This window comes from Nostoc sp. TCL26-01, from assembly GCF_013393945.1.
In the GTDB taxonomy this organism is placed as follows: Bacteria; Cyanobacteriota; Cyanobacteriia; order Cyanobacteriales; family Nostocaceae; genus Trichormus.
Genome location: NZ_CP040297.1, coordinates 5,925,959 through 5,946,875 on the forward strand (window position 1 = coordinate 5,925,959; position 20,917 = coordinate 5,946,875).

A 20,917-nucleotide genomic window follows, 5' to 3' on the forward strand; every position below is an offset into this window, starting at 1 on the left:
AATAGTCATTAGTCAATAGTCATTAGTCAATAGTCATTAGTGTTGAGTGGCTATTAATTATTCTCCCCTGCACCCCTGCACCCTGTCCCCTGTCCCCTGTCCCCTATCCCCTATCCCCTCATTAAAATGTCTCAACCCTATCAGCCAAAAAAGATCACTATTTTAGGTGGTGGTATGGCATCTTTAACCGCCGCTTATGAATTAACCAGTCAACCAGGATGGGAGAATCTCTATGAGATTACTATCTATCAAACAGGTTGGCGTTTAGGTGGTAAATGTGCAACTGGACGCAACGTCAAACCTGATGCACCTGATGCTGAACCAGATTATCGCATTGAAGAACATGGGCTACATATCTTCTTTGGCTTCTACGAAAATGCCTTTCGACTACTCAAGCAATGCTACGACGAACTTGGTGGTAACGGGCCTTTCAGCACTATAGAAGACGCATTTAAACCCCACAGTCTCATCGTCTTAGAAGAATACATCAATCAGAATTGGGTGAGTATCCCTTTTGATTTTCCGAGAAATTCTCTAGTTCCTTGGGAAGGTGGCGATGTTTCTTCTCTTTGGCAACATATTTGCACCACCATCAAATTTGTCATTCAGACTTACACAGAAATTGATAGTTACGAAAATCCCTCAACATCTCTTGCCAAACAAATAGCATTAGGCACAGAAGTCATAGAATTTTTATCAGATAGTAGTTTGTTGGAGTTTCCTAGTCAACTGATGCAGTTATTTCTCCAAGCACCTAGTCGTTGGGGTGGATGGCTCAACAGTATTAGTCAATCTATTGGCAACATTCTGCAAAACCTCGACTTCACCTCTGAAAGAGTGTTCTTAAATCTTGCCTATAACCTCGCTCAATCACTACCTGAAAATCCCAAAATTCAAAGACGTGAACATCATCAGTTAATTATCAAGCTAATCGATCGCTTTAAAGCACATTTGACTAGTCAGCTAGACTCGAAAATTGGGCAAAATCCCAGCGTCTTTTGGCGTTTAACACTTATTGATCTCGCATTAGCCAACATTCGGGGTTTAATTGTTGATGAAGTGATTCTGTTTCGTTCCCTAGAGAGTTTAGATGAATATAACTATCGAGACTGGCTACGAAAACATGGCGCGAGGGAATCGAGTGTGAAATCAGCCTTTATTCGCGTCTTATACGATTTAGTCTATGGCTTTCCCGAAGGTAATACCAACAAACCACAACTAGCCGCCGGCACAGCTATTCGTATCCTCACCACCATTTTGTTTAAATATAATGGTGCAATCATGTGGAAAATGCAATCTGGGATGGCGGATGTCGTCATCACCCCATTGTATGAAGTGCTGAAGCGTCGCGGTGTAAAATTCCAATTCTTCCATGTTGCCCAGCAGTTACACTTGGATCAAGATCAACAAGCGATCGCTAGTATTACTTTAGCTCGTCAAGTCAATTTAAAACACCCACAGCAAGAATATCAACCCCTCATCTCAGTCAAAGACATTCGTTGCTGGCCTAATCAACCTCTCTATGATCAGATTGTCGATGAACAAGCCCAAAAACTCCAAGACAAAAAAATTGACTTGGAATCATATTGGACACCTTGGCAAAATGTAGAGCAAATTACCCTCACCAAAGGCGATGATTTTGATATCGTCCTTCTGGGAATTTCCATCGCCGCCTTGCCTTCTATTTGCAATGAATTTCTCCATGCTAAACAGAATCCCGTGCATCAAAAATGGCATGATATGTTCAAGCAAGTCAAGACTGTCACTACCCAAGGCGGACAAATATGGCTCAAACCTACTTTAGCTCAATTGGGATGGCAACAAACCAGCCCTGTACTAGGAGCTTATGTTGAACCCCTCGATGTCTATGCAGATATGAGCGAGTTACTAACACGAGAAAATTGGACTACTGAAGATTATCCTTATAATCTAGCTTATTTCACCGGCGTAATTGCTGATCCCGGTATTCCCCCCCAGACAGAATACGATTTTCCCCATAAAGCCCAAAAGAAAGTAGAGCAACAAGCAATTAACTTTCTCAACAATTATATTGGACACCTCTGGCCTGATGCGACTCAGCCTAACAATCCCCAGGGCTTGAACTGGGATTTACTCATTGATTCGCAAAACCGTCAGGGAGCAGAACGCTTTCAGGCTCAATACTGGCGAGTCAACATTAACCCATCAGAACGCTATGTATTATCCGTACCGGGAAGTACTAAGTATCGACTCAAAACCGATGAATCTGGGTTTAATAACCTTTACCTAACTGGCGACTGGATTAACAACGGTTACAACTCTGGTTGTGTAGAAGCAACAGTAATGTCTGCAATGCAAGCAACACGAGCTATCCTAAACCAATGCTTTCAGATCAAATACGCTAAAGAAATTATTGGTGAGAGAGATTGTTGGTTATGAGGGTATATTTAACTTAATTAGGGGTATTTTGACTAACTCAACAAAAATTAGCATGATTTAGGTTGTTAAAGCCTATATTATCTTGTAAACCGATACATTTTTAAGGTTTGTTGGATCACAGACTTTAAAAATGTATTTATTCTTCTCTAGGAAATCTATTTGGTTTTTAAATTAATGAAACTGGACATGGATGAAAATGCAAACTCACATACCACTACCAGAGACAGCAACTTGAATTAATCGGGTAAGGATTCAGGAGTCAGAATAGTTCAAATTTTCATATTTGATGAGTAAGCTAATATTCCTAAACCCCTGATTAATTCTGACTTCTGACTCCTGGATGCTGAATTCTTACTTAATCGGGTTATCATTTCCAGATTTTGAAAATTGTTAAAAGTATTAATCTCACAAATGATTACATTATCGAATTATCAAATTATAGAATTAATTGACGAGGGCATCAAAACCAGTGTCTATCGAGCTAAGAGAAATCAAGATGGTCAACCAGTAGTTATTAAACTCTTAAAAACAGAATACCCTGATTTAAAAGATATAGCAGCTATCAAGCATGAATATGAGCTAATTAAAAATTTAGACATCCCAGGAGTTGTTCGAGCTTATAGTCTAGAAAAGCACAACAATGGATGTGCTATTATCTTAGAAGATTTTGTGGGAACTTCTCTTTATAAAATTATCCAAAATGGCAAAATTGAGTTACAAGATTTTCTCCATATCAGTATTCAACTTACCCAAGCATTAGGTGAACTACACCAACATTATATTATTCATAAAGACATCAAGCCACAAAATATCATTGTTAATTTAGAAACCTATCAAGTTAAAATAATTGATTTTTCTATATCATCACTACTCATACAAGAAAAACCTAAACTTAGTAATCCTGATTTACTGGAAGGAACTCTAGCTTATATATCTCCAGAGCAAACAGGGAGAATGAATCGGTCAATTGATTACCGAACAGACTTCTATTCTTTGGGGGTAACTCTTTATCAAATGCTCACAGGCAAGTTACCATTTCCAGCAAATGATCCAATGGAGTTAGTTCATTGTCATATTGCCAAACAACCTATCCCAGTAGATGAAATCGTTCCCGAAATCCCACCAGTAATTTCAGCAATTATTATGAAATTACTCAGCAAAACTGCTGAGGAAAGATATCAAAGTGCTTTTGGCATTAGAGCAGATTTAGAAAATTGTCTCAGTCAGTTAGAAAAAACTAATTCTATCATCGACTTTTCTATTGGTCAGCAAGATCAGTCTAGCCAATTACAAATTCCAGAAAAGTTATATGGAAGAGAAGCAGAAATAGATATTTTAATGACTGCTTTTTCCCAAATTAATCAAGGGCAGAAAGCATTAGCATTAGTGGCAGGTTACTCAGGTATTGGTAAATCAGCATTAGTCAATGAAATTCATAAACCTGTAATCAAAAACAGAGGCTATTTTATTGCTGGTAAATATGAACAATTTCAGCGTAATATTCCCTATGCTTCCTTAATCCAAGCATTTCAAGAGTTAATCCAGCAGTTACTCACAGAAAGTGAATCACAATTAACTATTTGGCAAGAAAAACTTTTAGCAGCACTCAGTCCCAATGCTCAAATTATTATTGATGTCATTCCCGAACTAGAACTGATTATTGGTAAGCAACCAGAAGTACCACAACTAGCATCAGCAGAAGCACAAAATCGCTTTAACTTAGTTTTTCGGAAGTTTATCAATGTGTTTGCTCAAAAAGAGCATCCATTAGTTGTCTTTTTAGATGATTTACAATGGGCAGATTTAGCTTCATTAAAATTAATTCAATTATTAGCCACGGACACGGATATTCAACATTTATTACTCATCGGTGCTTATCGAGACAATGAAGTTGATACAAGTCATCCATTAATGCTAATTTTGCGAGAAATTGCCAAAAATAGTAGTCCTGTCAAGACTATTCACTGTCAAAATCTCAAAATTACTGATGTTTGTCAACTAGTGAGTGATACTCTAAAATCAAGTTTAGAAGACTCTAAAGAATTAGCTAAATTAATTTTTCATAAAACTGCTGGCAATCCATTTTTTATCAATCAATTACTTAAATTCATTCATCAAGAAAATTTGCTGCTATTTAACTTTGTCACTGGTCAATGGCAGTGGGATATTCAGCGTATCCAAATGCTAGGAATCACTGATAATGTTGTTGACTTAATGATAGGTAAAATCCAAAAGCTCAAAGAAACTACCCAAAATATTTTAAAAATAGCTGCTTGTATTGGTAATCGCTTTAACTTAAATATCCTCTCTTGCGTCAACGAAAAATCTCATAATGATACAGCATTAGATATTTGGGAAGCACTACAAGCTGGGTTAATTATACCCTTAAGTGATAGCTACAAACTACCACTGTTATTAGAAGAAGTAGACATCTTTGTCATTGATTATAAATTTCTCCACGATCGCGTGCAACAAGCCGCCTATGCCTTAATACCTGATGAGCAGAAACCGGAGATTCATTTACATATTGGTAGACTGCTACTAAAGAATATTGATGAGAGTTTACGAGAAGATAAAATCTTCGATATTGTCAACCAGTTAAATATTGGTACAGAACTAATTACTGCTCCAGAAGAACGATATCAACTAGCTGAATTAAATCTTCTTTCTGGACGTAAAGCTAAGGATTCTGCTGCTTACGAATCTGCTGTCAAGTTTCTCAAGCAAGGTCTAAATTTACTGGTAGATGATTGCTGGCAAAACCATTATGAATTAACTCTTGCCCTCTATGTAGAAACAGTAGAAGCAGAATATTTAACTACAAATTTTGAGCAAGCCGAACCATTATTTATCAGTGTCATTAATAACAGTAAAAATATTCTAGATACTGTTAAAGTATATGAGAAAAAGATTCAGTTTTATGTTGCTCAAAATCGAATGCGCGAAGCATTAGATTTAGATTTACAAGTGCTAGAAATGCTGGGAGTTTCCTTATCACAAACGCCACCAGCAGAATTAACAATCGAAGAATTAGCTAATCTACCAGAAATGACTGATCCTCATAAGCTGGCAGCAATGAGAATATTGATGACAGCCATGCCTCCTGCTTATTTGGCAGATCCAGCACTTTTACCATTAATTGCCTTTACAATGGTTAATCTATGTGTGCAGTATGGTAATTCATCTTTTGCCGCTTATGCCTATGGTTTTTATGGACTAATTTTATGTGGGGGACTGCAAAATATTGAGTCAGGCTATCGATTTGGTAAGTTATCTTTAGAGATTTTAGAGCAATTTGATACTAGAGAAATTAAATCTAAAGTATACGCCTTATTTAATATTTTCGTGAGACATTGGAAAGAACATATTCAAACCACCATAGAACCGTTACAAGATGCTGTACAAAGTGGTCTAGATACCGGGGATATTGAGTATGTAGGTTATAATGGGTTACTAGTTTGCTGGCATCCTTTTTGGGTGGGAGAAAATTTAGATATTCTCGAACAAAGACTAGAACAATATATTAGTTTAGCATATAAGATTCAGCAAGAACATTTCACCATCTGTTTGTTAATTTTAAAACAGATGGTAACTGAACTCGTTCAAGGACAAGAGCATGAATATTACTTAGAGGGGGATAGTTTTAATGAATCAGTCATGCAGAGAATGGCAGACAATATTGCCGCTATTTTTTATGCTTATCTTGGCAAAACTATTTTAAGTTATTTCTTTAAAGATTATGCTCAAGCTATTAAAAATGCTCAATTAGCACAACAATATGAAGTGGCAGTTGGTGGCACTGTTTATTTATCTGCATATAAGTTTTACTATTCTCTGGCACTACTAGGTTTGTGTATAAATACAACTAATCAAGCTGATATCCAAACTTTTATAGATAAAGTTGCAGAAAATCAGCAACAATTACAAGAATGGGCAAATCACTCACCAGAAAACTATCAGCATAAATATGACTTGGTTGAGGCAGAAAAAGCCCGATTTTTAGGACAAGTATTAGTAGCAATGGAAAACTATGATCTAGCAATTAAAGGCGCTCACAATTATGGATATATTCATGAAGAAGCACTAGCTTATGAATGTGCGGCAGAATTTTATTTTCATCTGGGAAGACATGAATTTGCATCCCTATATATGACAAAAGCTCACTATGGTTATCGCCATTGGGGAGCAAATGCTAAGGTGAAAGATTTAGAGTTAAAATATCCCGAATTAATTGCTAAAGTCTCCACTCAATATCAAACAGGATTTACAAATACTAATATTACTGCCTCTACGGCTAATGAAAAGTCAAGTGGACTAGATTTAATTACAGTGATTAAAGGTTCACAAGCCTTATCAGAAGTAATTTTACTAGAAAACCTACTAGAAAAATTAATGACAATTTTGATCGAGAATGCTGGCGCTCAAACTGGAATTCTCCTACTAGAAAAAGGAGGAAAATTATTTATTGAAGCTAAAGCTAGTGTAGAGCAAGAAGATTTAACCGTTGGACAATCAATCCCTTTAGAAAATAGTCAACAGTTGCCGATCTCGGTAATTAATTATGTTACAAGAACCAAGAAAGATGTAGTTTTATCTGATGCTAAAAACGAGGGAGGATTTACGATAGATCCCTATATTATTGACAATCAAGTTAAATCACTCATGTGTACTTCGATCATTAATCAAGGTAAATTGATTGGGTTAGTTTATTTAGAAAATAATTTAACAGTGGGGGCATTTACTGCCGATAGAATACAAATACTCAAAATTCTATCTTCGCAGGCAGCGATTTCCATAGAGAATGCCAAGCTTTACGCCAACTTAGAAGAAAAAATAGAAGAGAGAACCAGGGAATTAAATGAAAAAAATGTCAGATTAAAGCAAACACTGGCTGAATTAAAACTAACTCAAACACAATTAATTCAAACCGAAAAAATGTCTAGCTTAGGGCAAATGGTTGCAGGAATCGCTCATGAGATTAATAACCCCGTCAGCTTTATTCATGGTAACTTGGGACACATTGATAATTACACCCAAGATTTAGTTGGGTTGATTAATATTTATCAAGATATCTATCCTGAATTAGCACCAGAAATTGCCGAGTTTTTAGAAGATATTGATATTGATTTTATTAAAGAAGATATGCCGAAAATTTTATCTTCAATGAAAGTCGGCACGCAGCGCATTCGGGAAATTGTCTTAACATTACGGAATTTCTCTCGTTTAGACGAAGCTGACATGAAACCTGTTAACATTCATGAGGGCATTGAGAGTACCTTACTAATTTTGCAAAGCCGTCTGCAAGTTAAACCTAGTAAACCAGCAATTGAGATTATCAAAAATTACGGTAATTTGCCAAAAGTGGAATGTTATGCTGGGCAATTAAATCAAGTATTTATGAATATTTTAAACAATGCCATTGATGCAGTAGAAAAGTTACATCAGGACAGAAATACTCAAGCAACTAATAACAATTCTAGTGCGATCGCTATTCGTACTCAAGTAGTCAACCCCGATTTTGTCGCCATTGCCATTAAGGACAATGGTGTCGGCATGAGTGATAGTGTCAAACAAAGAATATTTGATCCTTTTTTCACCACTAAACCCATCGGACAAGGCACTGGTTTAGGATTATCAATCACCTATCAAATCATTGTAGACAAACATCACGGGACAATAGAGTGCATTTCTCAACCTGGAGAAGGGGCAGAGTTTATCATTCAAATTCCCTGCCACCAAAAACGCAGTTTTCAAAGCCTGACAGCATCTCAGGTTTAGCCATAGGTGCTGTCGAATTCCCGTTGGGTTCAACCCATACCTCATGTTTACGGTACTTCTATGGGAATCAACGCATTCTCTGGTAAGTGTTTACTAAACTGCCCCTCATCAGCTATAACGACAATCAAGCGCAGAGGATAATCTGGGGGGACTTGTAAGTCTGCCCAGGGGACTGCTATTTCTAAACAATTTTCTAAAGCGACTTGAGCGCGGCTGGCGCGGGGAAACCATTGATAGTGTTCTCCAGCTTCTCGAAATTGAATTGATTGGGTGAGTAAATTAATTTCTAGTTGATGATGGTATAAGTAATTGAGTGGGGCTATATCCGGCACATCGGCTAAGGGGATGGGGCTATTGTGCATTGTTTTATCGGGATAGTACCACAGTAAATTTAATTCTGCGGGTAAATCTTGTCCTGGTGCGACACCGCTTTTAAAATCTACCCGCAAATAGAAGTTGAGGTGATCCACTCCATACCAAAGACGCTGAATTACACTACTATTGTGCATCGTTCCTCGCGCCCCACCAACTTCTATCCGTCCGGCTTTGTTCCAGTCTTGTTCATCACCTCTACCATCAATGATGGGATGGATAAAACTTTCTGGCGAATGATCTGCCCGTGCGGCGTGAACTTCCACTGGTTGCTTGAGATATGCGGGGATGGGTTCATTTAAGGCTTTGTAAATGCCATATAAATGTTCGCGGAATAATTGGTCAAAAATGGCATCCTGATTAGAAGAATGTCCTTCGCCAAACCACCAAAACCAATCCGAACCCTCAGCCGCATACAAAGCTTCCCAGGCTTCTGGGTTGTTTTCTTCTGTGGCTTCTGGATGATTGGCTAAGACGATTCTGGCTTCTGTGAGGTAGTCCCAGGCGCGATTTTTAGCAGGATCACCAATCCAGGTGGTAAAACTACCATCCACCCAAGAACCGCTATGGAGTTGTGCGGCGGGGATGGTGGCTGTAGCTGGGAATTCTTGGAGAAATTCGGAGACGGTGACGAGTTTGATGTGGGGTTCGTTGCTTAAACTGTGATATAAAGCTTCCAGGAAAGGTTTGCCGTCTTGGGGGTAAAATTCCCAACAATTCTCCCCATCTAAAGCGATGGTAACTAACCACGGTTGTTCACTGGGCTTTTCTCGCTGCATTTTAGCGATCGCTTGCAAATGTCCCACTAAGTCGGCTGCTGCTTGTTTAGCTGGCATGGCGCTGTAGGTAAAGCCTATCAAATCTGATAATCTATGATCACGGAAAACTATGGCTAAATCTCCGGCGGGAGTGGCTAGGCGATAAGGTCGATAGAGCAGTTCTGGTTGCTGCACATTTCCTGCCCCATCCCGATGGAAGAAGTGTTTGAGTGTCCAACCCAAAACCGCCTCATCTGAGCAAATCCACTTAAACCCTTGTTTAATAATATACGGTAAAATTTCTGGACTAACTGATTGTTCAGAAGGCCATAAACCGCGTGGTTCTTGGCCAAATCTATCTGTATATAATTCCCAAGCTTTTTCTAAATGACGAGGAATATCTTCTGCCCAAAGAAACCTATAGTCAGGTAGAGTCATATTTGGCACTGCCACCCGCCCAGCATTAGTATCGGCTAGCAAGGGTAAAATCGGGTGAGTGTAGGGTGTGGTGGTAACTTCCAGTTGTCCCGATGCTTGCATTTTACGATGTTGGGGGATGATGCGGCTGAGAATTTCTCGTTGTTTAGAGTAGATACGCTGGCGATCGCCTAAACTAAAATTACGCCCCTGCTCCAACCAAGCAGCAATTTCCGGGTCATCCCAAAACAGTGGATCTATCCACGCTAAATTATGCCATGCCAGCAAATCACCATAATCAGCCAACTGCCAATTAGCCAAACACCAAGCTTGTCCTTGTTCTTGCCTTTGATAATACAACTGGGCATAACGAGGATGGGGATCAATCAAAGTATGGTGATTAGCATCAAAAAAATGTTGGATAATAAATTCTCGTTGTTGCTGAGTCAGTTGTTCCGTCGGTGTCAAACTAGCCTTTAAATAAGGATCAAACGCAGTCCCAGCAATATAATCTTCTAATTGCAAAATCAGAGACGGAACTAAATTTACCGTCTGGTGTAACTTCGGGTACTTTTCCAGAATTAACACCAAATCCAAATAGTCTTTTGTACCATGCAAACGTACCCAAGGTAGTCGATATTGCTGACTAGAAGCTACTGAACTACCACCACCAGGAGATTTATACAGTGGCTGATGTTGATGCCAGATAAAAGCAACGTAGAGTGGATGAGACATAGGGATTGGGGATTAGGTACTGGGGATTAGGGATTGGGTACTGGGGATTGGGGATTGGGTAATGGAAGGGGAACTTCTTTCTCCCCATCCCCTCATCTCCCCATCTCCCTCCTAAATTACTTGTTCAACTTCAGCAATTTCCGGAATCATTTCTCTTAAACGGCGCTCAATACCCATTCTCAATGTCATGGTAGAACTGGGACAAGAACCACAAGCACCTTGTAAGCGTAGTCTGACAATCGGCCCATCAAGTTCTACCAGTTCCACGTTACCGCCATCAGATATCAGGTAAGGACGCATTTCATCTAAAACTGTTTCAACGTTGTCAATTGTTAGTTCCATTACAAAATACCTAGTTAATTAACAATGGTGATCGGGAATTCATCTGTAGTAGTGCTAAAGTCTACTACAAACACATTATCCAAAATGTGATTTTTTGGTCTTGTTAAATCGATCCTAGATCCAATTGTCCCTAGATTGAGTCCAAAAAAACTTGATTTTGACTATTGACTATTGACCACCCTCAGAAAGGTTTATTGCTTGAGTGCGTAAATACTAAAATTATACAACCCTAATTTCTAGCTATCGCTCCCTTTGTGTCTTTGTGTCTCTGTGGTGAAAAAATCATCTATCTAACCACAAAGGCACAGAGCAAATTTGTTTCTCCGGAAGTTCCCTAAATCTGATCATGAAATTTGCACCTGCCGTTGTCGTACTGAGTCAAAATAGTGTAGCAGTAGCCCGTAAAATTATCAGTGCCATACCAGAAGCACAGCTATACGGGTTAGCTGGGCGGACTTCAGGTGTTGATATTAGCTTCACAAATTTTGGTGAGACGCTGCGGGAGTTGTTTGCTGGTGGTACACCGCTAATTGGTATTTGTGCGGCTGGGATTCTCATTAGGACTTTAGCACCTGTAATTTCGGATAAACGCCTGGAACCGCCAGTGTTAGCTGTAGCTGAGGATGGTAGTACGGTTGTGCCTCTATTGGGAGGACTCAGTGGAGTCAATGATTTTGCTCGGCAGATTGCCAAAGTGCTGGAAACTCAAGCTGCTATTACAACAACGGGTGATATTCGTTTCCGCACAGCCTTGTTCTCTCCTCCCCCTGGATACCATTTAGCCAACCCTGATGATGGGAAGAAATTTATTGCTGATTTGCTAGCAGGGGCAGAGGTGAAGTTAGTCGGAACTGCACCTTGGTTGAGTAATAGTCAATTACCGATTGATGCGAATGGTGATTTAACTATCCAGGTGACAGAATATTTGGCAAATCCTAGCGCTAATTGTCTAGTTTATCATCCACAAACTGTGGCGATCGCTATCACTCACCCTTCTGTTACCCTAGACTCAGTACAACAGCTACTAACTGAAGCTGGACTTGCCCCCCCATCTCTAGCAGCGATTTTTGCACCTTTAGCGATCGCTACTAATATAGATCCTATCGCTGATGCTTTTAATGTACCCACCCGATTTTTCTCCACAAATCAACTATCAGCTAATGACATAGCCCTAGCAGCTACAGGTACAGAAGGTAAATTGATTGCTACATCTTCTCATATAGCGGTGGCGATCGCTCCCGCGCCCATCAACCCTGATACCATAGGACAATCACGAGGCAGGTTAGCAATTATTGGTACTGGCCCCGGTAGTTCTGAGTGGATGTCTCCAGAGGTAAAGGCAATACTCAAAGTTGCCACAGATTTAGTGGGTTACAAAACCTATCTAGATTTAGTTGGGGCTTTAGCTGAAGGTAAACAACGTCATGAGTCAGATAACCGCGCAGAAATTGCACGAGCAAAAATGGCACTTGATTTAGCAGCTACAGGTCGATATGTGGCTATAGTATCTTCTGGTGATCCTGGCATCTATGCAATGGCAGCAGCTGTTTTTGAAGTACTAGATGACCACCATAAACCAGAATGGGACAGTATTCATATTCACGTTGCCCCAGGTATCTCCGCTATGCAAGCCGCAGCCGCCACCATCGGCGCACCCTTGGGGCATGATTTTTGTGCAATTTCTCTTTCTGACATCTTAAAACCTTGGTCAATTATTACCAAACGCATTACTGCTGCGGCTGAAGCTGATTTCGTGATTGCCTTTTATAATCCTGTTTCCCAAGAACGCACCTGGCAAATAGCCGAAGCCAGAAATATCTTATTGCAATACAGAAAACCTGATACTCCCGTAGTACTAGCTAAAAATTTAGGTAGGCTAGGGCAAACTGTAAAAGTCATCACACTCCAACAGTTAACCCCAGATAGCGCCGATATGCGAACAGTCATTCTCATCGGTTCCAGCCAAACCCGGACTATCCAACGTCGTGATGGCAGTCTCTTTGTTTACACACCCCGGAGATATGGAGAGTGCTGAGTGCTGAAACTAAATCCATGAATGATAAATTAATTGCAGCAGGAAATGCAACAAGCGAATAATCCAACGTGAGTTCGACGGCTGAAAAAACCCCTCTCCAAACCTCTCACGCCAGTTTGCTCAAGTCGGGAAACCCGCCCACGCAACTGGCTCCCCTAAAAGGAGAGAGGCTTTAAAAGCTTAATTTTTCGTTGATGTCCTATGATCTTTACTCCCCTCTCCGCGTCGGAGAGCAGGGTGGTTTCATACGAAAAAAGAAAAATACATACATCTTGATTTGTCGCTTTGTAGCAGAAGTTTTGACCCCTCTCCAAACCTCTCCCCCACGGGGGGAGAGGCTTTGAAACAAAGTTTTGTTTTTTCTCTGTTTGTATGAAACCACCCTGCTCTCCGCGTCGGAGAGGGGTTGGGGGAGAGGTCAAAAAAATTTGTCGAACTCACGTTAATCCAGGTGCTAATTCTCAATGATTTGGAACTGACAAGGTTGGGTTTGATTCATGCCACAGTATCATGTGATACCATTTCACTAAATGAATGATACAAATAATTTCTCCTCTGCCCCTCTGCTCCCCTGCTTGCCTAAATGTATCAACCTTAAAGTGAAACGGTATCACGCTATGACAGAGGCAGATTGGCGAAGTGGTCGAGTAGGAGACGGTGGATAAACCGATAACGACCACCGACTTGTTGAATTAAACGACGTTGTGCTGCACGGTTGAGAAATTGGGCATAGTTCCAGGGAATGCAGCCACTGAGCCAAAGTACCAAACGTAGGGAAACGTGCTGTATACAGGCTAATCCACCACCGTAAATTAATGCAAGTACAAAAGTAAGAGCTTGCAAACTATTCAAAATTACGCTAACTTCACTAAGTTTAAGAAAATTAAGCAAAAAGGGTTTCAGCCAAATTTGGCTAGAGAAAAAGAGAATGTTAAATATAAATGTGACGAAAAGCGTGTTCTTAAACGAAGCCCAAATACCTTGATTGGGTGCAAATTTAGTTTTTAAATCTGACTGTAGTCCAGAAATCAGCCCAGAAATCAGCCCAAAAATCAGCCCTACAAGCAGCCCAGAAATCAGCCCAAAAATCAGCACTCCAAGCAGCCCAGAAATCAGCCCAAAAATCAGCCCAAAAATCAGCCCAAAAATCAGCCCAGAAATCAGCCCATAAGTGAATTTTTCTATGAAAACACTAATTTTTATTTGTGTCACTGACAATTGAATTTCTTCGACTGGTTCAATGGAAGAACCACCAAAAGTCAGCCCTAAAATCAGCCCTAAAATCAGCCCTACAAGCAGCATTCCAAACAGCCCTCCAAACAGCCCTAAAATCAGCCCTAAAATCAGCCCTAAAATAAATTTATGTAACCACCTTTGCTGACGAGTTTGTAACCAAGATGGCTGCATATTCTCAATCAAAAACTCCGTTTGCGTGCCTCGTAATCGCTTGGCTAAAAACGCTAAAAGATGCAGAATTTTCTTTCGCGGCGCTTCTTCCTTCCCTACAGGCAGCAAATTGAACCTACGCTCGATATAGGCATCAAATAAATCTTGCTTTGTCTGTATTGGCTTTCCTTGATAGGCAACCACCATCATCGATAGTAATAATGGTGTCCTGGCTAATTCTAAAAATTCTGCGTTTCTCTGGATTTCTTGCCACACATCAAGTCTACGCAAATCATTTAAATAATCTTGAATCTGTTTATCTGACAACTGCTGTAAACAAACCGCACCATGTAACTGTGTCAGATGTTCTTCTCCTGCAAGATATTCTTCTTCTCGACAACAAACAACTAAATCCCGCTTTGCATCTGCACTTAAATATTGATTAATTGCTTGGATGCACTTTTTCTGTCGTTCCAACCCCAACTCATCCAACCCATCTAACAACGGTAAAATGTCACCACGTTCTAACCAAAAGCGACTGATTCCAGGTGCTAAACTATATTCTTCCTTGAGTTGAATAATTAACCAATCCAAAATATTCAGACTATCATCCCGCCATGCTGAAAGTTCAAAGATCAAAGGCATTGGGGTTTGATCATTTTGCTTTGCTGTTGCTAATAATTCATCTGCTAACTTTAGCAGTGTCGTGGTTTTCCCGCCTCCCGGCTGTCCTAAAATTAATAATCTGCCACTAATATCTGGTCGCTGCAACACTTCCATCAGGCGATTAATTTGCTGGGGTGGACTTGTATTTTGATTGGTTGAGATTGTATACAAAGGTTGCAGTGGATTTCGTCCGACTTTTTCCGGCTGTTCCTGTTGATCTAATTCAATCATCAGTGACAAAAGCAGGGAATCGTTTAATCGCTTTTTTACCTTTGTTTCTTCTGCTGCTAGTAGTCGCAGTCTTAATGTCGGGTCAATTTGTTCTGGTGCGTCTGTTGGCTGTTGTTGTGACTGTTGATAGGTTCCCCACGCTATTAATAGCGTCACAAGAATCACAGCACCAATAATTAATGAATTTTTATATGGGAAATCGGGAATTGAAGGTAATTGATTAATTAAATAACCGATTAAACTTGTGGCAGTTGCACCAAAAATGAACAAAAGGAGTGGATTTTTCAGCAGCTTGTTCATGCAGGAGACTTAAAAGCAAAAAATACTTAGATTAACGTGAGTTCAACGGATCTAAAAAACCCCTCTCCAAACCTCTCCCCGAAACGGAGAGAGGCTTTAAAACCTTCATTTTTCGTTGATATTTCTGCTCTTTACTCCCCTCTCCGTGTCGGAGCGAAAAGTCTGAGCGGAGGCTTCCTCCGATCAGAACTTTTCAAGACAGAGGGGTTGGGGGAGAGGTCAAAAAAGACTTGTCAAACTCATGTTAGATTAATTATCGTATATTTGGGTATGATTGCTGACTGTGTTGATGCGAAACTTACCATTAATCAGCAACGCTGTATTTTTACTATTCCTGCAAAATTGTTTTAGACACAATTCTCGTCTTCTTTAATTCGGCTGCTGAAAGTTTTTCCCCAGATTGGAGGCGAGTAGCGGAGGTTTGTAAAATTGTAGCAGCGTGGGTATCACCGATTTGTAAGGCGGTTTTCGCCGCAGTTTGTAACATTGTCGCCGCACCAGAGCGATCGCCTTGTTGTAATTTAGTCTCAGCTAGTTGTGTTTGGCGATACTTGGCTAATGCCAAAATCCATTGATGGACTTGCGGATGGAAATCAGCTTGATATGCGTCCATGATATTTGCATATATCGGCCAGGTAGGAGACAGCAAACCTTCTGTGTCCGATCCTGGGTGATCATAACGGACTTGCATATTGCCAATTACCTGTTCCCCTGCTGGTAATTTTCCCAGGTAAAGATTGGCTAAAACTATCCGTTGCATATCTCGCATCAAATCCCCCAAGCGAATCACAAAAGTGCCATTTGCTTCTGGTTGCACTGGTAACTCAATAATATCTGGGGAAATCTGCGCCATCGGTTTGAGTTGAGCCAGTCGGACATGAGGTGCAAAAGACAACACCAGATAAGCATTAGTTAAGCCGATAGACTGAACCCGGCTAAACAGGCGATTAAATTCCTCTACAACCTGTTCTGGATATTCAATGTGAGTGAGAGTCCCACCACCGACATCCGCAATGGTTTCCAATAAATCCTGATGCCAACTGTTACCAAATCCCAGTGTGTTGATGGTGATGTTAATTTTTGCAGCTTTTCTCGCTAGTTCCAGACATCGCCTGTAATCATCGTTACCAATTTCCCAGCGCCAAATTTTCAGACTGCTTTCACCACGTCCATCGGTTAACAGAAACACCTGGGAAACAGCGCCTCTCGTTCCCTTCATCAGTTCTGTAATTCCCTGTTGTAAGCCTTCAGCAATGACTGTACCGCCACTGGCTTGAATCTGCTGATTAATTTGAGATTTGATGGTTTCGGGGTCTTCAACGATTTGGTTGGGGATAATCACTGTTGCAGACCCAGCAAAAGAGACAACTGAGAGCCGATCGCCTGGCTGTAGCCTATCCACTAATTGCTCTACAGCCGCAATCACCGTCTTTAGTGGTTTGCCCTGCATGGAACCACTTTGATCCAAAATTAAGCATAAATTAAGTGGCAAATTCTGCTCAAACTGTTCAGCTATTGCACAAACAGAAATTGCCAATTGGCGCTGACTACTTAATTGCGTGGCATCGATATTACTATCACTTAAAGCCGAGAGCAATTGAACTTTCATTTGGGAGGAGTATCTTGCAAGATAGTTTTGGAGACAATTCTGGTCTTCTTGCGATCGCTTTCTGATAAATCTTGCCCTGATTGTAATTGCGTTGCTGAGGTTTGTAACACCGTCGCCGCGTTGGTATCTCCCATTTGCAAAGCAGTTTTGGCAGCAGTTTGTAACATAGTAGCCGCACCGGAGCGATCGCCTTGCTGTAATTTTGCTTCTGCTAACTGGGTTTGCCGATACTTAGCCAATGCTAAAATCGACTGTTGTACCTGGGGACTGATATCTGGTTGGTAGACCCTGACAACGTTGGCATAAACGGGAATGTTGGGAGTAAACAACCCTGCTTGATTTTGCGAGGGGTGATCATAGCGGACTTGCACATTAGCGATCGGTTGTTTACCTTCTGGCAACTGTCCCAGATAAATATTAGCTAAAATTACCCTCTCTGCATCTTTCATCAAATCTCCCAGGCGAACCGCAAAACGCCCATCACTTTCTTTTTGGATGGGTAACTCAATTGTGTCTGGGGCAACTTGAGCAATGGGTTTGAGTTCTGCTAGGCGGACGTTGGGCATGAGGGAGAATAACAGATAAGCATTAGTCAAAGCCACTGTTTGCACTCGACTAAACAGACGACCAAACTCATCGATCGCTTGTTCGGGTTTTTGGATGTAAGACAAACTGCCCAAACCAGCATCAGCAATTTTTTCTAAAACATCTTGGTTCCAGTTGTCGCCAAATCCCAGGGTATTCAACGTCAGGTTATAACCAGCTGCCAATTGGGCAAACTTCAAACAACGGTTATTGTCCCCATGCTCATTTTCCCCATCAGTTAACAAAAAGGCTTGAGAAACCATCTCCTTTTTCCCCTTGGCTAATTCCTCAATCCCCAAACGCAAACCCTCATCAATCGCCGTTCCCCCATCCGCCGCCAGCCGGTTGATTTGTCGTTTGATTTGTTCTGGGTCTTCAATTACCTGATTAGGGACTAATACCTTAGCCCGGTGATCAAACGCTACCACACTTAGGCGATCGCCCGGTTTTAATCGCTCTACCAGACGATTTGCCGCTTGTTTGACAGTTTCTAGCGGTCGCCCATTCATTGAACCACTATGGTCAAGAATCAGGCATAAATTCAAAGGAATAGTCCGGTCTTGGGGTTCTGCACTAGCCGAAATCGAAATTGCCAACTGACGCTGACTGCTTTGCTGTTGCGCGTCCAAATTGGCATCATTGAGGACAGGCTGCAAGTTAACTTTCATAACTCAAAATTCCTAGTCAAGATATATACATTCATGAATAACTCCAAAACGCTACATCAGCGCTACGGAAAAATTTATTAATTTCTATTAATTAATTCATTTCCGATAATATATTCAGAATATCTTAGGAGCCAATTATCGGCAGATGCTCAGTACCCTTCCAGATTAGCGAGAAAACCGCACTTGAAGAGAACTAGCATCGCGCTAGGATGTATTACAGTTAACGGCACAATATCAGGCGATCAGTTGCTATGGACATTTCCCCCATCAAGGCTGTTCAAGCCCCTTACTACGGCGATGGCTTCTACAGAAAACCACCGCCAGACTTACCATCCCTACTGTTGAAGGAGCGAATTGTCTATCTGGGGATGCCACTAGTACCTGCTGTCACAGAATTGATTATCGCGGAATTGCTCTTTTTGCAATTCGATGACCCCGAAAAACCAATTAAAATCTACATTAACTCTACCGGCACTTCTGGCTATAGTGGTGAACCCGTCGGTTTTGAAACCGAAGCCTTTGCCATCTATGACACCATGAAATATATCAAGCCTCCCATCCACACCATCTGCATTGGTTCCGCAATGGGTATGGCAGCCATGCTTCTCAGCGCAGGTACACCAGGTTGCCGTGCTAGCTTACCCAACGCTAACATCATCCTGCACCAGCCCAAGAGTTACGCCCAAGGTCAAGCAACCGATATTCAAATTCGGGCAAAGGAAGTTCTAGCAAACAAAACATCAATGGTGGAAATTTTGTCTCACACCACCGGACAGCCACCAGAAAAAATCACCAAAGATATGGATCGTCTCTTTTACATGACTCCCTACCAAGCCAAGGATTACGGCTTGATTGACAGAGTTTTTGAAAAAGAAGAACTTGCCAATCCGCCACTACCAGCGAGTGTTCTTTAAGAAGACAAGGAAAGAGGACAAGGAAGGGGACAAGGAGAACAGATTAATAATTACTCTTCCCCCCCTCTCCCCCTCCCCATCCCCCTAATTATTAATTAATGGAGTCAAAAAAATGCCTATAGGAGTTCCTCAAGTTCCTTACCGGATGCCCGGAGGACAAGTTACAGATTGGATTAGCATTTATAATCGTCTTTACCAAGAACGGATTATTTTCTTGGGAAGAGACATTGATGACGAAATTGCTAACCAAATCATCGCTGTCATGCTCTATTTGGATTCAGAAGATCCAGGTAAAGATATATATTTGTATATCAACTCTCCTGGTGGCATGGTGACATCTGGCTTGGCGATTTATGACACTATGCAGCACATCAAGTCAGATGTGGTGACAATTTGTGTCGGTTTAGCTGCTTCGATGGGTTCCTTCCTGCTAGCTGCTGGCACTAAAGGCAAACGCCTAGCACTACCCCACTCGCGGATCATGATTCACCAGCCTTCTGGTGGAACTCGTGGACAAGCAACCGATATCGAAATCGAAGCTAGAGAAATCTTGCGGATTCGTCACCAACTCAACCAAATTTACGCAAACAACACCAATCAACCCATAGCCAAAATTGAAAAAGACATGGATCGTGACTTTTTCATGTCCGCCCAAGAAGCTAAAGAATACGGTTTAATCGACCGTGTGATTGAAGAACGTCCATAAGATTGGGGAGTAGGGAGGACAAGGGGACACGGGGAAAGGGGGCAAGGGAGGCAGGGGAGGCAGGGGAGGCAGGGGAGGCAGGGGAAAGAAAAGAGTGGTAATTTTTAACTATTGCCTATTGCCTATTGCCTATTGCCTATTCCCTATTCCCTATCTCCTATCCCCTGTCCCCCATTCCCTAAATAAACTGTCAGAAGTGAACTATAAATTATAAGATTATTCTTTATTATTAAAACCTTCAGTTGGCAGCTTGTAGCTGATGGCTGAGTATTCGATAACTAAGTAGATCAAGATGGATCTCGGAGATTGCTACCGTTTATTGGGTTTAAGGTCTGGAGCTTCGTTTGCTGATATCAAAGCGTCTTATCGACGATTGGCACAGCAATATCATCCTGATATTAACCCTGGGGACAAAAAAGCTCAAGATAAATTTATTGCTTTGACTGAGGCTTACAGATTTCTATTGACGGTAGTACCGCCAGAAGTGACAGAGAAAAAGTCTCAGCAGTCACCGACAGTTGGTAGTGAAGATGTCAAAGCCACTGGTACAGCAAAAGTACCTACAGCTACAGTTACCACGGAAAAGCCGCCAATATCAAAGCCACCAAACATTGCAGAAATCGAACAACGGTTGAAGTGGAAGACTTACGAACAACTGCAACGGTTTTTGCGAGAAAAAAGATTTCCCCAAGCGATCGCCTTAGCTGAAGCCTTAGCTGCACGTTTACCCAAAGACGCAGAAGTGCGACAATGGCAAGCGATCGCTTATCAGATTTGGGCAAGGGCGCTGATTAATGAAAATCAACTGCTCAAAGCCAGAGTCTATCTCAAAAAAGCTCTAAAAACAGACCCCCACAATAAAGCCCTATGGGAGGAAGTCCAGCGCGACTTTCAGAAGTTAGAGCAGATTTTTTAGGAGCAGCTAGGGACAAAAAAATTCTTGCATATTTCACATCGCCTTCCCAATTTTTTTGAGGAGACTATTTGAAGTACTTAT

The 20,917-nt window shown here is 41.1% G+C and carries 11 protein-coding genes; 6 read left to right on the forward strand and 5 right to left on the reverse strand.

What is annotated here, in order from left to right:
• The first annotated feature begins 126 nt into the window (after positions 1 to 126).
• Together FD725_RS25575 and FD725_RS25580 are read left to right on the forward strand one after the other, a co-directional pair.
• Positions 127 to 2,418, forward strand: coding sequence for an NAD(P)-binding protein (locus FD725_RS25575; protein ID WP_179050738.1), 2,292 nt, complete (start codon positions 127 to 129; stop codon positions 2,416 to 2,418).
• 411 nt (positions 2,419 to 2,829) lie between these two features.
• Positions 2,830 to 8,196 (forward strand): ATP-binding sensor histidine kinase, encoded by a 5,367-nt coding sequence (locus FD725_RS25580; protein ID WP_179050739.1) that lies wholly within the window; start codon positions 2,830 to 2,832, stop codon positions 8,194 to 8,196.
• A 47-nt stretch (positions 8,197 to 8,243) separates the two neighbouring features.
• Here FD725_RS25580 and FD725_RS25585 read toward each other — a convergent pair whose 3' ends face one another.
• Together FD725_RS25585 and FD725_RS25590 are read right to left on the reverse strand one after the other, a co-directional pair.
• On the reverse strand, positions 8,244 to 10,478 hold the full coding sequence (locus FD725_RS25585; protein ID WP_179050740.1) for a glycoside hydrolase: 2,235 nt from the start codon (positions 10,476 to 10,478) through the stop codon (positions 8,244 to 8,246).
• Positions 10,479 to 10,589: 111 nt separating this feature from the next.
• Positions 10,590 to 10,820, reverse strand: coding sequence for a NifU family protein (locus FD725_RS25590; RefSeq protein ID WP_179050741.1), 231 nt, complete (start codon positions 10,818 to 10,820; stop codon positions 10,590 to 10,592).
• 346 nt (positions 10,821 to 11,166) lie between these two features.
• Between FD725_RS25590 and cobJ the strand changes: the two genes are divergently transcribed.
• On the forward strand, positions 11,167 to 12,855 hold the full coding sequence (gene cobJ / locus FD725_RS25595; protein WP_179050742.1) for a precorrin-3B C(17)-methyltransferase: 1,689 nt from the start codon (positions 11,167 to 11,169) through the stop codon (positions 12,853 to 12,855).
• 615 nt (positions 12,856 to 13,470) lie between these two features.
• On the opposite strand, the gene FD725_RS25600 is transcribed toward cobJ, so the two are convergent.
• The 3 genes from FD725_RS25600 to FD725_RS25610 form a co-directional block, all read right to left on the reverse strand.
• Positions 13,471 to 15,438, reverse strand: coding sequence for an NACHT domain-containing protein (locus FD725_RS25600; RefSeq protein ID WP_179050743.1), 1,968 nt, complete (start codon positions 15,436 to 15,438; stop codon positions 13,471 to 13,473).
• A gap of 328 nt (positions 15,439 to 15,766) precedes the next feature.
• Positions 15,767 to 17,047 carry a VWA domain-containing protein gene (locus FD725_RS25605; protein WP_179050744.1) on the reverse strand — a complete coding sequence of 427 codons (1,281 nt, stop codon included), beginning with the start codon at positions 17,045 to 17,047 and terminating at the stop codon, positions 15,767 to 15,769.
• The gene (locus tag FD725_RS25610; protein ID WP_179050745.1) at positions 17,044 to 18,300 is read right to left on the reverse strand and encodes a VWA domain-containing protein; all 1,257 of its coding nucleotides are present in this window, start codon (positions 18,298 to 18,300) and stop codon (positions 17,044 to 17,046) included. The genes FD725_RS25605 and FD725_RS25610 overlap by 4 nt, the downstream gene beginning before the upstream one ends.
• A gap of 251 nt (positions 18,301 to 18,551) precedes the next feature.
• Between FD725_RS25610 and FD725_RS25615 the strand changes: the two genes are divergently transcribed.
• From FD725_RS25615 to FD725_RS25625, 3 genes are all read left to right on the forward strand, one after another.
• A complete protein-coding gene (locus tag FD725_RS25615; RefSeq protein WP_179050746.1) occupies positions 18,552 to 19,214 on the forward strand; it encodes an ATP-dependent Clp protease proteolytic subunit in 663 nt (220 codons plus the stop codon).
• A 112-nt stretch (positions 19,215 to 19,326) separates the two neighbouring features.
• A complete protein-coding gene (locus FD725_RS25620) occupies positions 19,327 to 19,920 on the forward strand; it encodes an ATP-dependent Clp protease proteolytic subunit (RefSeq protein ID WP_179050747.1) in 594 nt (197 codons plus the stop codon).
• Between the two features lie 292 nt (positions 19,921 to 20,212).
• Positions 20,213 to 20,836, forward strand: a complete 624-nt coding sequence (locus FD725_RS25625; protein ID WP_179050748.1) for a J domain-containing protein — start codon at positions 20,213 to 20,215, stop codon at positions 20,834 to 20,836.
• Positions 20,837 to 20,917 lie beyond the last annotated feature (81 nt).